The organism is Pedobacter polaris (assembly GCF_005116505.1).
GTDB lineage: Bacteria > Bacteroidota > Bacteroidia > Sphingobacteriales > Sphingobacteriaceae > Pedobacter > Pedobacter polaris.
The window spans coordinates 536,353-550,837 of the sequence record NZ_SWBR01000002.1 but is presented as its reverse complement, the minus strand read 5'-3'; the positions used below and the strand labels follow the sequence as shown (position 1 = coordinate 550,837).

Here is a 14,485-nt window from a genome sequence, read left to right as displayed (position 1 = left end):
TTAATTAATAGCCATTATTTTCTCGTTTTACAAAATGTTTTTTTTACAAATTCACACCCATTTCTTTTAGCAAGAAATCAGCATGATCAATTTTTGAGGCTACCCACAATACATAACGAATATCAACACCAATAGAACGACTATAACTTTCATTCCAAGCATAATCATTAATAGTTGCGCCATAGGCACGATCAAAATTAACTCCAATTAACTCGCCATAGGCGTTCATGATGGGAGATCCAGAATTCCCTCCTGTAGTATCCATGTTGTATAAAAATGCAACAGGTACATCATTTAACTCTTTCTTTGCAAATAGGCCAAAATCTTTTGCGTCCCATAATGTTTTAATGATATTTGGGTAGGTATACTCTGGGTTTCCTGTGGCTCCCTTTTCCAATATACCTTTAACGCTTGTGTATGGCGACATGTAATTGGCATCAGCAGGAGAATAGCCCCTAACATGGCCATAAGTTAATCTTAATGTGCTATTGGCATCAGGAATAAAATCTTTCTTTAAAAATTTCTCCTTTACATTTACATAATCGCCCATTAGCTTATTTAATACGCCATCTCTTCGGTCTTTTTCTGGTTTTAATTCAGTTATTTGCATGGAGATATCTCTCTCGAACAGTAATAAACCATCATTATAATCTGTAATAGCCTTGCTGGACTTTAGCAGGTTATTGAATACATAGTTTTTGTCCTTCAACTTTGTTAAACCAAAGGTGTCGTTGATATATTCATTAATCATGGCTTCATTATTTGAACCCTTACTTATTATCTTATCAACTGCGTTCACTCTTTGGTTTGAATTAAAGAGAGCTGCATCTGTCATCATTTTTTTGAAAATCCTTCTGTCAACATCAATGTCATAAGCATCATAAACTACACTTAATCCTTGTTTTAGCTTTTCAATATTTGCATTAAAAAATATTTCTTTTTGTGAAGGTGGTTGCTTATCCATTTCTGTTTTAAACGCATTAAGTTGCTTAGAAATATTTAATAGGCTGGTAGAGGTATAAATCTGACTAAACCACATATCTCGGTAAACATCGCCGTTTAATTGTTTATAAAGCTGATCGATATCTGTCATTAAGTTGCCGTAACGAGCTTTGACTTCAACATTATTGTTAATAAATTGTGCTAAACCTGCATCTTCTTGCTTCTTTTGTGCAACCAAATCTATGTCACGCAATCCTTTTAGTTTGCCTCTATAGTTTTTCATTACATTGGCGTTCTTTTTAATTCGGGTAGCCAATTTCAATTCTGTTGTTTTATCTCTTTTGCCTATATTTTCCATAGTAGTATTCTGAAAATCGTACAATTCAGAAGTATAAGGAAGTAAATATTTTTGTTGAAAATCTATAAATTGCGCTGGGCGATGACGAAAAGTTTTGCCTGGATAACCTAAAATGAAAACAAAATCTTCTTCAGTTGTCCCCGCCGGATTTACTTTTAAGAACTTTTTAGGGGTATAAGGAATATTGTCTTTAGCATATTTTGCTGGTTTACCATCCTTTGAAACATAAGCCCTCATAAAAGAGTAATCTCCAGTGTGGCGTGGCCATACCCAATTGTCAGTTTCGCCACCATACTCTCCAATTTTGCGATTTGGTACATAAACCAAACGAACATCTAAAATGATTTTATATCTGAATAAAACATAGCTCTTGCCTATAAACATTTCAGAAACTTCTGCTTTAATGCTAGGGTCTTTTTTGTCTGCTTCAATTGCAATGTTCTTCATCGCATTGTTAATCATTTGAAGTCTTGATGCGGGATCTTCAATTTGAGCTACTGCGCCTAAAATTTGATCTGATACATCTTCATAACTATCAGTAATACGACATGTTAGGCCTTTTGCTTCAAGTTCTTGTTCTTTAGATTTTGCAACAAAACCATTGTTTAAATAGTCGTGCTCTGGTGTACTTGCCAATTGAACTGCACTAAATGCACAATGATGATTGGTAATGATTAACCCTTCATTTGAAACGAATGATCCTGTACAACCGCCCACATTTACTAATGCATCAACCAAACTTATTCCTTTTGGATTGTAAACTTCATTTTGATCTATTTTTAATCCAGCTTTTTTTAAATCTAGTTTATGTATTTCGCTAAGCGGAAACATTCCTTCTTCTGGTAAATTGTAGCCAAACTGAATAAATCCACTTAATAATAGTAAAGTAATTAATAAGGTTTTCTTGTTCATAGTGTTGTGTATAATACTTGTAAATTTCAAATCTAATGATTTTGTTTCTAGGATGGGTGCATTGTGGAATAGTCGTAGAATTGTTAATTATTCTATATCGAATCCAGATTATTTAATCATTTAGTAACTTTGTATCATGGCTGAAGACTTAACAATTGCTAAAACTGGCACCAAAGAAGAACAATATCAATCTTTAATACCTCAGATAGAGGCTTTGCTTTATGGCGAAACAGACTTAATAGCTAATTTGGCGAATGTTTGTGCTGCTTTAAAAGAACAGTTTAATTGGTTTTGGGTAGGCTTTTATTTAGTTAAAAACGATGAATTGGTATTAGGACCATTTCAAGGTCCTGTTGCTTGTACAAGAATTAAAAAGGGAAAAGGGGTATGCGGTGCATCTTGGGAAAAAGCTGAAACAATCATTGTTCCTGATGTTGATCAATTCCCAGGTCATATTGCTTGTGCTTCGGCATCAAAATCCGAAATTGTATTACCACTTTACAAAGGAGAAAACATTATTGGCGTTTTAGATGTTGATAGCGAATATCTTGCTCACTTTGATCATATCGACGAGCAGTACTTAAATCAGGTTATCAACTTATTAAATGCCTAAATTACCTTATTCTTTTTACCAACAAGAAGATGTTACTAGTCTAGCAGTTCAATTGTTAGGCAAGCAATTATTTACACTAATTGATGGACAACTAACTGGGGGAACTATTGTAGAAACCGAAGCATACAATGGTATAATTGATAAAGCTTCTCATGCATACAACGGAAGGTTTACACCACGAACTTCTACCATGTATGAAGATGGAGGGATATCTTATGTGTATTTGTGTTATGGCATTCATCACTTATTTAATGTGGTTACAAACACTAAGGATAATCCCCACGCTGTTTTGATAAGAGGAATTGAGCCTACTGAAGGTTTGTCAACCATGTTAGTGCGTAGAAATATGCAAAGTATAGCACCAAGAATAACGGCAGGGCCAGGTGCACTCGCAAAAGCCTTAGGAATAGATAAAAACCTGAATGCTAAAGATTTATTAGGTGATGAAATTTGGATTGAAGACAACGGTATTCATTTTAAATCAGAACAGATAATTGCTTCTCCTAGAGTTGGTGTAGATTATGCAGAAGATCATGCTTTGTTGCCTTGGCGATTTTACATCAAGGGTAACAAGTTTGTGAGTAAACCAAATTCTTAGCATCATAGCATTGGTTATTATTCAGACCTCTACACAGAGCCTTTAGAAACACTATAAAGACGAAAGATGAACGAAGGATGAACGTAAGATGAACGAAGGATGGATAGTTTACAATTATTATAACCTTATATTAAGACTGGATTGTTAAAAATAAGCCTTAATAAAATAAACTCTAAAACCTTTTCAATTTCTCCGGTGTTTCATAACTAAATACATTAGTTATGAAAAATGAAAAAAATATAGCCATACTTCAAGAAATGGCAGAAAAGGTAAGGATTTGTATGTTCACAACATTAAGTGCTGACGATGTATTTAGCAGTAGGCCTATGGGGACGGCTAAAATTGAAGATGATGGTAGCATTTGGTTTTACAAATGAATATTCTTTAAAAAGTAAGGAGATTTCTAAAGAGAATGAAGTTAATCTGGCTTATAGCGATCCATCAAGTAACACTTACATTTCCGTAAATGGGAAAGCGGAATTCGTAGATGACCAAGCTCGAAAAGATGCGTATTTCTCTCCACGTATAAAAGCGTGGTTTCCGGAAGGTGTTGAAGACCCAAATTTAATACTGATTAAAGTAAGCCCCTCTACTGCCGAATATTGGGATTCGAATTCTAGTAAGATGGTAGTAGCGTTTAAAATATTAAAGGCAATTGTAACAGGAGATACACCCGATTTGGGTAAACACGATACGATTAAATTTTAATCAGTTTAATATGTTAATGAAAAGTCTAGCCTTACGGTTAGGCTTTTTTTGTAATATTGCGATATGAATTTCGAGAATAATTTAGCCTTTGCCCAAGCTTTAGACCAACAAGATTCTTTAAGAGAAATGCGTAATGAATTTTTGTTTCCACAACAAAATGGAAAACCATTTATCTATTTGTGTGGTAATTCATTAGGATTGCAACCTAAAGTGGCAAGAGAGGTGTTAGAAGTGCAATTAAATAACTGGCAAAACCTTGCAGTTGAAGGTTGGTTCGACGGAGATTCACCCTGGATGTTCTACCACAAGGAACTAAAGAATTTGATGGCTCCAATTGTTGGTTCTAAACCCTTAGAAGTTTGTCCTATGAACACTTTAACTGTTAACTTGCATTTGTTAATGGTTAGCTTTTATCAGCCAAAAGCGAAAAAATATAAAATCATCATGGAATTTGGTGCTTTTCCATCAGATCAATATGCTATTGAAAGCCAAATTCGTTTTCATGGCTACGACCCCAATGATGCAATAATTGAAGTTAAACCTAGGGAGGGGGAATATACTTTAAGAATTGAAGATATTGTAAAAACCATAGAAGAAAATGGGGATGAAATAGCCTTAGTATTGTTTGGTGGTATAAATTACTTTACTGGTCAATGGTTTGATATGCCAGCGATTACTAAAGCTGGACACAAGATTGGTGCAATCGTTGGTTTCGACTTGGCACATGCTGCGGGCAATGTTCCCTTACAGCTACACGATTGGAATGTAGATTTTGCTTGTTGGTGCTCATATAAATACCAAAATGCTGGTCCAGGTGGAATTAGTGGGATATTTGTTCACGAAAAGCATTTCGGAGATACTTCTTTAAATCGCTTTGCAGGATGGTGGGGCTACAAAGAAGACCAAAGGTTTAAAATGGAGAAAGGCTTTATTCCAGAAGCAGGAGCTGATGGTTGGCAAGTGAGTTGTACACAGGTTATGCCAATGGCTTTGTATCATGCATCGCTTCAATTATTTGAAAAAGCAGGGTTTTTAGATAGCTTGAGAACTAAAAGTAAAACTTTAACTAGCTATTTATTTTATCTTATAAATCAAGTGAATAATACACTAGGAGAGGAGCAATTTAAAATTATTACCCCTCAAGCTGAAAATGAGAGAGGTGCGCAAGTTTCTATTATTGCAAAGGCAGATGGAAAGAAAATATTCGATGCATTAGTTGCTCATAATGTATTAGGCGATTGGCGTGAACCTAATGTAATTCGCTTAAGCCCAGTACCAATGTATAATAGTTTTGAAGATGTTTTTAGAACCGGAGAATTGTTGTTAACTATAAGCCAATCTATCAAATGATAAATTACAATCCCAAAGAATGGATAAGCTTTATATTCCATATCCACAAAGCAGATACTTTTAGAAAACTGTGGCCTTTAATGCTCAGTATAGCAATATTTTCTGCTATTATAGCTTTTCTAGAGCTCAATTATCTAAAGCTCGCAGAAACAGCATATATCAAAAATGTAGGCATGATGCATAGCCTTTTAGGTTTTGTAATCTCTATGTTGTTGGTTTTTAGAACAAATACATCTTACGACAGGTGGTGGGAAGGAAGAAGGTTGCTAGGTGCCTTAACTAATGTGAGCCGCAATTTTGCAATAAAAATTAAAGCATTAAACTTAAGTAAAGAGGATATAGAATTTTTTAAATATGGTATTCCTAAATATGCCTTTGCTTTAAAAGAACACCTTCGTGAGAAACAATATTTCGGTAAGGATAGCTTTTTAATTGAGATTGATGGAGGTAAACATATCCCAAATCAAGTGGCAACTAGTTTAGTAACAAGGCTATATAGCTTGCAAACTGAAGGAAGGATTTCTCAAGAGCAATTGATTACGCTAAGTAACGATGCGAACCAGTTTACAGATATTTGTGGTGGTTGTGAAAGGATTAAGAATACACCTATTCCATATTCATATAGTGCTTTTATCAAGAAATTTATCTTTATTTATGTGCTTACTTTACCAATAGGATGGGTTTTTAGTTTAGGCTATTTTGTAGTGCCAATTGTTCCGTTTATTCTTTATGTACTAGCAAGTTTAGAGCTAATTGCCGAAGAAATTGAAAATCCATTTGGTGTAGATGCAAATGATTTGCCTGTAGACACCATTTGTAATAACATTGAAAAACATATTGGCGAGATTTTAAGTTAGCTTAATTGCTCTATTGCAACATTGTTAGATTGCTTTAGTTAGGGCATACTAACAATTTAACAATCAAACCATATAACAATGCTGATGTTAAAAATAGCCTATCATCCAATTTATGCACATCCCTTGCCAGAGGGGCATCGATTTCCGATGCTTAAATATGAACTGATACCTGCACAATTATTACATGAGGGTACCATACAACAAGAAAATCTATTCTCGCCAGAACCTTTAACCGAAAAAGACATTATTACTACCCATGAAGAGGTCTATTGGCTACAGCTTAAGAATTTAACACTACCATTAAAAGAACAACGAAGAATTGGATTTCCGTTAAATGCGCAATTGGTAGAACGGGAGATAAGAATTGCAAAAGGAACCATTAATGGCGCTTTGTATGCTTTACAGAATGGCGCCGCGTTTAATGTTGCTGGTGGAACCCATCATGCAGGGAGTAATTGGGGTGAAGGGTTTTGTTTATTGAATGATCAGGCAATTGCATCAAACTATCTGTTAAATAATCATTTAGCTAAGCGTATATTAATTATAGATTTAGATGTTCATCAGGGAAATGGCACAGCAGAAATTTTTCAAAATGAGCAAAGAGTTTTTACATTTTCTATGCATGGAGCTAAAAATTTTCCATTTAGAAAAGAACAATCTGACTTAGATATCGCATTGCCGGATGAAACTGACGATGATGTGTTTTTGAGTAAACTTAAAGAAAGTTTAAAATTTGTATTCGAAAAACATCAACCAGATTTTGTTTTTTATTTAGCGGGAGTAGACGTTTTGGAAAGCGATAAATTGGGTAAGCTTTCGCTAACAAAAAAGGCTTGCAAACAACGTGATCAACTGGTTTTTGAAGCTTGTTTAAAACATCAAGTTCCAGTTCAAGTAAGTATGGGAGGTGGCTATTCTGCAGATATTAAAACGATTGTAGACGCTCACTGTAATACATTTAGGGTTGCTTTTGATCTGTATGGATAATTTAATGCTAACTTAGTTAAAAGATTTATTAATTTAAATTATGGAAATAGCTAGGCTTTTGCATCAAACTTTAAACAAAAGAGCAATTGAAAAAATTACATCTCGTACTTACTAATCCCTGTTCTGAGAATTGGAATGAAATGCAACCCGCTAAAGCTGGGCGCTTTTGCGATCAGTGCACAAAGCATATTATAGATCTTACTGCCAAAACTGATACAGAGCTCATTGATTTTTTTAAAAACAAAAAAGCAAATGTTTGTGGGCGGTTGTTATCAACACAACTTAATCGAGAGCTAACGGTGCCTCGTCAAAGACCTAACTGGTATTGGCTCATGCCAATTGCATTGGGAGTAAGTATTTTTTCGCCGTTAAAATCTTTGGGTTTTACTCCTATTATTAGTCAGAATGGAAATAATCCTTTACCTCGTAATTCATCTTCACAACAGTCTAATTTGGTCGAAGATCCTATAGTTGATATTGTAAAGGGGAAAGTAGTTGATGTAAATATTGGCAAACCATTAGTAGGTGTTAAGATTAAATACAAAAACTTTAATAATGTAGTAGCACTGACGGATAGTTCTGGCAATTTTACGCTTTCTGTAGCAGAAGAAGATAAAACTAATATCCTCTTGTTTGAAGCTGCTGGATATGACAAAAAAGAAATGTCAATAACAGCTGATATGGTTGTTAAAATGAAAGAAATAGTAATAATGTTAGGAGGCATATCGTCTATATCAACCACTAAAGAGCCGCTATATGTAATTTATTATGGTAATAAGAGTTGTGTGGCAAATGCTAATCAAGTTAAAAGTATAAATCCCAATTGGATTGAGAAACTAGATATTTTAAAAGACGCGAGTGCAACTGCACTTTATGGTTCGAAAGCTGCAAATGGAGTAATTTTGATGGGGATAAAGAAAGAGTTTAAAAATAAGATAGATTTCTCAAAAAAAGATTGATATAGAAAATGAGTAGATTTTATTTACTACTGCTGTGTATAATAATTATTGCTTGTAACAACCTAAAAACAACTGATACAAAAATAGATAGCATTGCTATAGAGAAAAATAAGCTCCCTAAAAATCAAATATTAACGATCAATATAGATTCTATTAAAAGAGAAATATTGACCTTAGATAGTTCAGTTAATGATACAACGGTTTATAAATTCTCATTAGACGAGAATTTAAGTGCTGAAGGAAATGAAGGAAAAGCATTTTATGTTGATAATCAGATAAAAAGATTGACTGTAACATTTTATGGAGAAATGGGTAGGTCTGTTTACACCTATGTTTTTAAGAATGATAAAATTAAAATAGAAGAAAAAATCCATGAATATGACATTGCTCTCTCAGGCAATATAAAATCCACTAAGATAAGTACTTATCAAATAGATTTTAATGGCAAAATTATTAGTAATAGTGGAAATGAAATAGATTTAGATACCTATTTTACCCTTAAAAGATCAATACCATTTACATTAAAGTAATCATCCTGTTTTAGGTTGATAACTCTAGTCATTGCGAGCCTCTGTTTTTCACAGGGGTGAAGCAATCTCCTTTATGCAATGAGCACTTAACCAGCAAGAAGATTGCTTCGTTCATTCTAATGACGATTTGATATGACAAAATCTCTCAGGGTGACATCTTTTTTATTCCTTACCTTCGCTTAATGTTAGAAATAGTTTATCAAGATGATCATTTAATCGCAATCAATAAACCACATGGCCTTTTGGTTCATCGCTCTAAAATTGCAAATGATGCAACTGAATTTGCCTTACAAATCTTAAGGGATCAAATTGGTAAACATGTTAGTCCTGTACATCGCCTAGATAGAAAGACAAGTGGGTTATTGCTATTTGCATTTGATAAAGATGTAGAAATTGCCATGCATAAGCAGTTTCAAGAAAGCGAAGTTGTAAAAAAATATATTGCTATTTTAAGAGGTTATGCGCCAGACGAACTAGATATAGATTATCCTTTGGCAAAAGAAAATGGCAATATGCAAGATGCCTTTACCTCTTTTAAAACTTTGCAAAGAGCAGAAATAGATGTAGCCTTTGGTAAACACGTAACATCTCGTTATTCATTGGTAGAAGCTACGCCAAAAACAGGACGAATGCATCAATTGAGAAGACATTTTGCACATATATTTCATCCAATTATTGGTGATAGAAAACATGGATGCAATAAACAGAATAAATTTTTTAAGGAGCAATTTGAAATGACAACAATGTTACTTCATGCATCAGAACTTTCTTTTATACATCCAGTTACAGGTGCTCAAGTAAACTTAAATGCTAACATTCATGATGAGTTTAAAAGGGTAATGGATTTAATGAAGTTTAGCAATTAATACAATAATTGGCTTAAATATTGAGTTCTAATATAGATATGAAACAATATTTACCATCACTTTTAGTACTTTCTATTTTATTAAGCAGTTGTTCATCTATTTATATACCAAGTGTGCCTAACACACCAATGCTAACTACTAAAGGAGAGGTAGCGGCAGGTGCACATATGTCTTTAAAAGGGAATTTCAATTTTAATTCGGCCTATGCTGTGAGTAATCATTTTGCAGTTCTAGCAAATGGCGGTTTTATGCAAAATGACAGGACTAAAAAGTATATTAAACATAAAATGATAGAGATAGGCGGTGGGTACTTTAATACTTTTGGCCCTGATAACAATCGTATTTTGGAAATTTATGCAGGTATTGGGAGTGGAAAAAGCGATAGATTGTTTAGAGAGTATGATGATAACCAGGCTCTGATAAGCTTAGATCATCAAAAAGCTGATTATGACAATAAATTTATCCAGGTAAATTACAGTTCTAAGAAGAGGAGTAATTTGCGTTTGTTTGGTGCTAATTTTGGACTGAATTATGGTACTGCATTGCGAATGAGTTTTGTAAATACAAATAATTTTTACAAGAATGGGCTTTTACAAGCTAATGAAGATAATATTTTTTTAGAACCTGTATTCTTTACGAGAATGATTTTAAGTGATCAAGTACAGTTGCAGTATACGAGTGGCAGTAATTTTGGACTAAAAAGTCGAAAATTTTTAAATGCTGGGAATTCTGTGTTTAGTATTGGTGCTGTTGTAAATTTAGGTAGAGCACCGAAAAAACAATAAGAGATTATTGTAAATTTGTTAGCATGAGATGGTTGCTAATTATCATTTGTTTACTTGTTTGCAATTCAAATGTAAATGCTCAGTTAAGCTTTGCAGAAAGATTTAATAGTTTGCAACAACTGAGTGTAGACAGCGGAGTTACTTTAACCTTTGACGAGCCTAGCACAATTGATGTCTCAAAACCAACAATACTTATTTTATTTGCCTTACCTAATGGGAATACTTCAGCTCAATCTTTTGGTAAAAAATTAGTAGGGGGTGATGATTGGCATTTCGATATTCAGCACATTGGTGCACAAACAGCATTTATTCGCAATACAGATCAAAAATCAAATTATATTGTTGCCTATATTGAAAATAACTTAAAAAGTTGGCCCGCTTGGAGAAAAAAGTTTGGTTACCAAGATGAGCGATTAACTACAATTGTAGAAATAACGAGAGCCAAATATCTTAAATATAACCCACAACTTATTTTAAGTTGCCATAGTGGAGGAGGAAGCTTTGTTTTCGGATATATCAACGCACAAACAGAAATACCAAAGTATATTCAACGAATAGGGTTTTTAGATGCAACTTATGGTTATGAAACAGAAAAGCACGCTGAGAAGCTTAAACGTTGGCTAAAAGCGAAAAATAAATCGCTCCAAGTTATAGCTTATAATGATAGCGTTGTAGTTTATAATGGTAAACCTTTAGTATCGCCTACAGGCGGAACTTGGTACAGAAGCAAGTTGATGGCTAATGACTTGCAAAATGATTTTAAATTAAAAAAAGCTGATTTACCTCATCGGTTAAACTGGAATGATAAAAAACAGCTCATTGAATTTACACTGATTAAAAACCCAGCTGCTAAAATTTACCATACAGTTTTGGTAGAAAAAAATGGTTTTATACAACTTGTTTTTAATGGAACAGCTTTTCACCAAATAAACTATAACTTTTGGGAAGATAGGGTGTACTCTAATTTCATTTTAAAATAAATGGAAGCTGAAAGCAAAAACATTGTTCGTAAAATCATCCATATCGATATGGATGCATTTTATGCAGCTGTTGAGCAAAGAGATTATCCAGAATATAGGGGCAAACCTCTTGTTGTAGGTGGATCGCCAGAGGGTAGAGGGGTAGTTGCAACTGCAAGCTATGAAGCTCGAAAATTTGGTATCAAGTCTGCAATGACAAGTAAAAAGGCACAACAACTTTGTCCGTATGCTATTTTTGTAAGACCAAGATTCGATGCTTATAAAGAAGTGTCGAGAAGAATTAGAGAAATATTTAGTCGTTATACCGATTTAATAGAACCACTTTCTTTAGATGAGGCCTATTTAGATGTTACAGAAGATAAACTTAATATCGGCTCTGCTATAACTATTGCAGAACAAATTAAACAAGCAATTAAAGACGAACTTAACCTCACAGCATCTGCCGGGGTTTCAATTAACAAATTTACCGCTAAAATTGCCTCAGATATGAATAAACCAGATGGGCTAACTTTTATTGGTCCATCCAAAATGGAAAAATTCATGGAAAAATTGCCGGTAGAAAAGTTTTTTGGTGTAGGCAAGGTAACTGCCGAAAAAATGAAAAGACAAGGCTTGCACACTGGCTTAGATCTTAAAAATCAAACAGAACAAAGGTTAATGCAATTGTTTGGTAAAAGTGGTAGGTTTTTTTACAACATTGTTCGTGGCATTGACCATCGACCTGTACAACCACATCAAGAAATTAAATCAATAAGTGCTGAAGATACTTTTTCTTATGATTTAGACAAGGGAGAAGAATTAGATGAGTGGTTAATCCAAATTGCGAAATCTGCTTTTAAACGTTTGCAACATTATCAAATTTATGGTCGTACACTAACCCTAAAAATCAAATTCGAAGATTTTAAACAAATTACAAGGAGTATTTCTTTCCCTACACCAATAAATGAACTTGAGCAAGTTTTGGATACAAGTAAGATGCTTTTGGCAAATACGGATTTAGATGGTAAAAAAGTAAGGTTACTTGGTATAAGTTTTTCTAATTTTGGTGAAATAAGGGTTAGAGATCGTTTTGATGGATACCAACAAACCTTGTTTCCAGAAATGCGCTGAGAATTAATCTTAAGTTAATCTTAACCAAACAATTAATGATTATATTTATTGAAGATAATTTAGTAATCAGTTTTATGAAACTCAATATTGTAGTAATTGCAATTATAATCGTAGCGATTTTGGCATTTGTTTATTTCATTGTAAAACGAAATAGAAAAGATCAGAAAGAATTAGAAAATGAGCTTAATCAAAAAGAATTAACTCCAGATAAACATGATGAAAATAAGATTTAAAACTCAAAGTAACTTTTAGATTGTTTTTTATCGCTGATTAGCACTGACACATATAATTTCTAAATCGCTGAATAGAAATCTAGCCTTAAATCTGAGACTATTGAGAGAAAATACCGTGTTTCTGTATGATTGTTAACTAGCGTTTTTAAGTTGCTCACTTAAAATTTCCAATAATCCATCTATATCAAAAGGTTTTTCAACTATTTCATCAGCACAAACCTCTTTAACTTTTTGTATTTGTGGATGGGTTGAGAGCACAATTACTGGGATATGACTAGTTCCTTCAGCTTCCTTAATTTGCCTACAAAGTTCGGTTCCTTGTAACGTAGGTTGAATGATATCTAGTAAAATAGCATCTGGCTGAAAAGTTTTAATAAGATCAAAAATGTCTTTATCATTGGTAAAAGCATGAATGTCATATCCAGCTTCATCAAGTACCAATGAAATTAACTCAAGGATATCCTTATTATTTTCGACAACTAAAACGCGTTTTTTCATTTAGATATATAATTCAGCCCCAAAGGTAATTAAATTTTGAACTAATAAATATAATACTATTTTGGAAGTTCTTCAACTCTTAATAAAACTGGTACAGAAGAGAGTGAACCTAGAAAAGCAATTACAGCTTCTTTTTCCGAATTACTTAATCTAATACCTCTTAAAAGTTTGTCGTTTTTGGGTAGCAGAGGATCTTTTTCTTGTTCTGGTCTAACCCGTTGAACAGGCATTCCCATGTTATACATGTTCATCACACCATCCATATCACCAAATAAACCATTATGGAACCAAGGTGCAGTTCTCATTACATTTCTTAAGCCTGGGGTTTTAAACTTACCTACATCTTCAGGGTTTTTAGTCACGTTGTATAAACCTAAATCTTCGTATTTACGACCATAGTAAGTAAGACCATCATTGTGGAATTGATTATCTGTAAAAAATGGACCATTGTGGCAATTCATACAACGAGCCTTAGTTCTAAATAAGTGTAAACCCACTAATTGTTGATCTGTTAATGCTTTTTTATCTTTTGCTAAGAAACGGTCAAAAGCTGTACGTCTACTTACAATGCTACGCTGAAAAGTAGCAAGACTTGCAAAAACACGTTCGTTAGTTATTTCTTTAGACCCAAATGCAGCTAAAAAATAAGGCTGATAACCTTTAATTTTTTTTAGCTTTTTAGGTAACAACTTCATGTCTTGGTGCATTTCGTTGTGGGCTGTAACAGGCATAGCAGCTTGCTCTTCTAAGCTATTTGCTCTACCATCCCAAAATAGTTTTTTATAAAACCATACATTTTCTAAAGAAGGCGCATTGCGGATGTTTTCTTGATGATCATGCCCAACAGAAACTCGTCTTCCGTCTTGCCAATTCAAATCGGGAGCATGGCAACTAGAGCAAGAAATTTGATTTGAACCAGACAAACGAGGATCGAAGAATAAAATCTTTCCAAGTTCAATTAACTTTTTAATAGAATCACTTTTTAGGTTAAGGGGAGAAGGTAGCAGCTCTCCTAATTCTTGAAAGGCTACGCCACTATCAATAGTGGGTTTTGGCCACTCGCTTGTTGGTTTTGAGTATATTTTTCTAAGTGAATCAATAGAAATATCACCACTAAAACTTAAATCGATAGATTTAAAAGATAGAAATAATAAAAAGACAAATAGAACAGTTAAGCCTGATAATACTTTATTCATTGT

General features: G+C 33.6%; 15 protein-coding genes and 1 pseudogene. 13 read left to right on the top strand and 3 right to left on the bottom strand.

The genetic code is table 11. The features are described from left to right. Positions 1-43: 43 nt before the first annotated feature. Positions 44-2,212: a S46 family peptidase gene (locus FA048_RS08570; RefSeq protein ID WP_136839878.1), complete on the bottom strand. Its 2,169-nt coding sequence runs from the start codon at positions 2,210-2,212 to the stop codon at positions 44-46. 136 nt (positions 2,213-2,348) lie between these two features. Here FA048_RS08570 and FA048_RS08565 point away from each other — a divergent pair, with 136 nt between their 5' ends. From FA048_RS08565 to FA048_RS19705, 13 genes and pseudogenes are all read left to right on the top strand, one after another. Further along, a complete protein-coding gene (locus tag FA048_RS08565) occupies positions 2,349-2,825 on the top strand; it encodes a GAF domain-containing protein (RefSeq protein ID WP_136839876.1) in 477 nt (158 codons plus the stop codon). Continuing rightward, positions 2,818-3,423, top strand: a complete 606-nt coding sequence (locus tag FA048_RS08560; RefSeq protein WP_136839874.1) for a DNA-3-methyladenine glycosylase — start codon at positions 2,818-2,820, stop codon at positions 3,421-3,423. Before FA048_RS08565 ends, FA048_RS08560 begins: the two co-directional genes overlap by 8 nt. Positions 3,424-3,644: 221 nt before the next feature. Continuing rightward, positions 3,645-4,131: pseudogene (locus tag FA048_RS08555) on the top strand (pyridoxamine 5'-phosphate oxidase family protein). Between the two features lie 63 nt (positions 4,132-4,194). Beyond that, entirely contained in the window at positions 4,195-5,481 is a 1,287-nt protein-coding gene (kynU, locus tag FA048_RS08550) for a kynureninase (RefSeq protein ID WP_136839872.1), read from the top strand. Then, positions 5,478-6,338, top strand: a complete 861-nt coding sequence (locus tag FA048_RS08545; RefSeq protein WP_136839870.1) for a bestrophin family protein — start codon at positions 5,478-5,480, stop codon at positions 6,336-6,338. Before kynU ends, FA048_RS08545 begins: the two co-directional genes overlap by 4 nt. 84 nt (positions 6,339-6,422) lie before the next feature. Further along, entirely contained in the window at positions 6,423-7,325 is a 903-nt protein-coding gene (locus FA048_RS08540) for a histone deacetylase family protein (RefSeq protein ID WP_136839868.1), read from the top strand. A gap of 86 nt (positions 7,326-7,411) precedes the next feature. Further along, a complete protein-coding gene (locus FA048_RS08535) occupies positions 7,412-8,284 on the top strand; it encodes a carboxypeptidase-like regulatory domain-containing protein (RefSeq protein WP_136839866.1) in 873 nt (290 codons plus the stop codon). Positions 8,285-8,292: 8 nt separating this feature from the next. Further along, positions 8,293-8,814: a hypothetical protein gene (locus FA048_RS08530; RefSeq protein ID WP_136839863.1), complete on the top strand. Its 522-nt coding sequence runs from the start codon at positions 8,293-8,295 to the stop codon at positions 8,812-8,814. A gap of 182 nt (positions 8,815-8,996) precedes the next feature. After that, complete coding sequence (locus tag FA048_RS08525) at positions 8,997-9,680, top strand: pseudouridine synthase (RefSeq protein ID WP_136839861.1); 684 nt, start codon at positions 8,997-8,999, stop codon at positions 9,678-9,680. A 38-nt stretch (positions 9,681-9,718) separates the two neighbouring features. After that, entirely contained in the window at positions 9,719-10,465 is a 747-nt protein-coding gene (locus tag FA048_RS08520) for a hypothetical protein (protein WP_136839859.1), read from the top strand. Between the two features lie 23 nt (positions 10,466-10,488). Then, complete coding sequence (locus tag FA048_RS08515) at positions 10,489-11,445, top strand: hypothetical protein (protein WP_136839857.1); 957 nt, start codon at positions 10,489-10,491, stop codon at positions 11,443-11,445. Continuing rightward, positions 11,446-12,555: a DNA polymerase IV gene (gene dinB, locus FA048_RS08510; RefSeq protein ID WP_136839855.1), complete on the top strand. Its 1,110-nt coding sequence runs from the start codon at positions 11,446-11,448 to the stop codon at positions 12,553-12,555. It abuts the gene before it with no gap. Positions 12,556-12,629: 74 nt separating this feature from the next. Then, positions 12,630-12,788: a hypothetical protein gene (locus tag FA048_RS19705; protein WP_169306840.1), complete on the top strand. Its 159-nt coding sequence runs from the start codon at positions 12,630-12,632 to the stop codon at positions 12,786-12,788. Positions 12,789-12,920: 132 nt separating this feature from the next. Here FA048_RS19705 and FA048_RS08505 read toward each other — a convergent pair whose 3' ends face one another. Further along, positions 12,921-13,286: a response regulator gene (locus FA048_RS08505; protein WP_136839853.1), complete on the bottom strand. Its 366-nt coding sequence runs from the start codon at positions 13,284-13,286 to the stop codon at positions 12,921-12,923. 56 nt (positions 13,287-13,342) lie between these two features. After that, a complete protein-coding gene (locus FA048_RS08500; protein ID WP_136839852.1) occupies positions 13,343-14,482 on the bottom strand; it encodes a cytochrome-c peroxidase in 1,140 nt (379 codons plus the stop codon). Positions 14,483-14,485 lie beyond the last annotated feature (3 nt).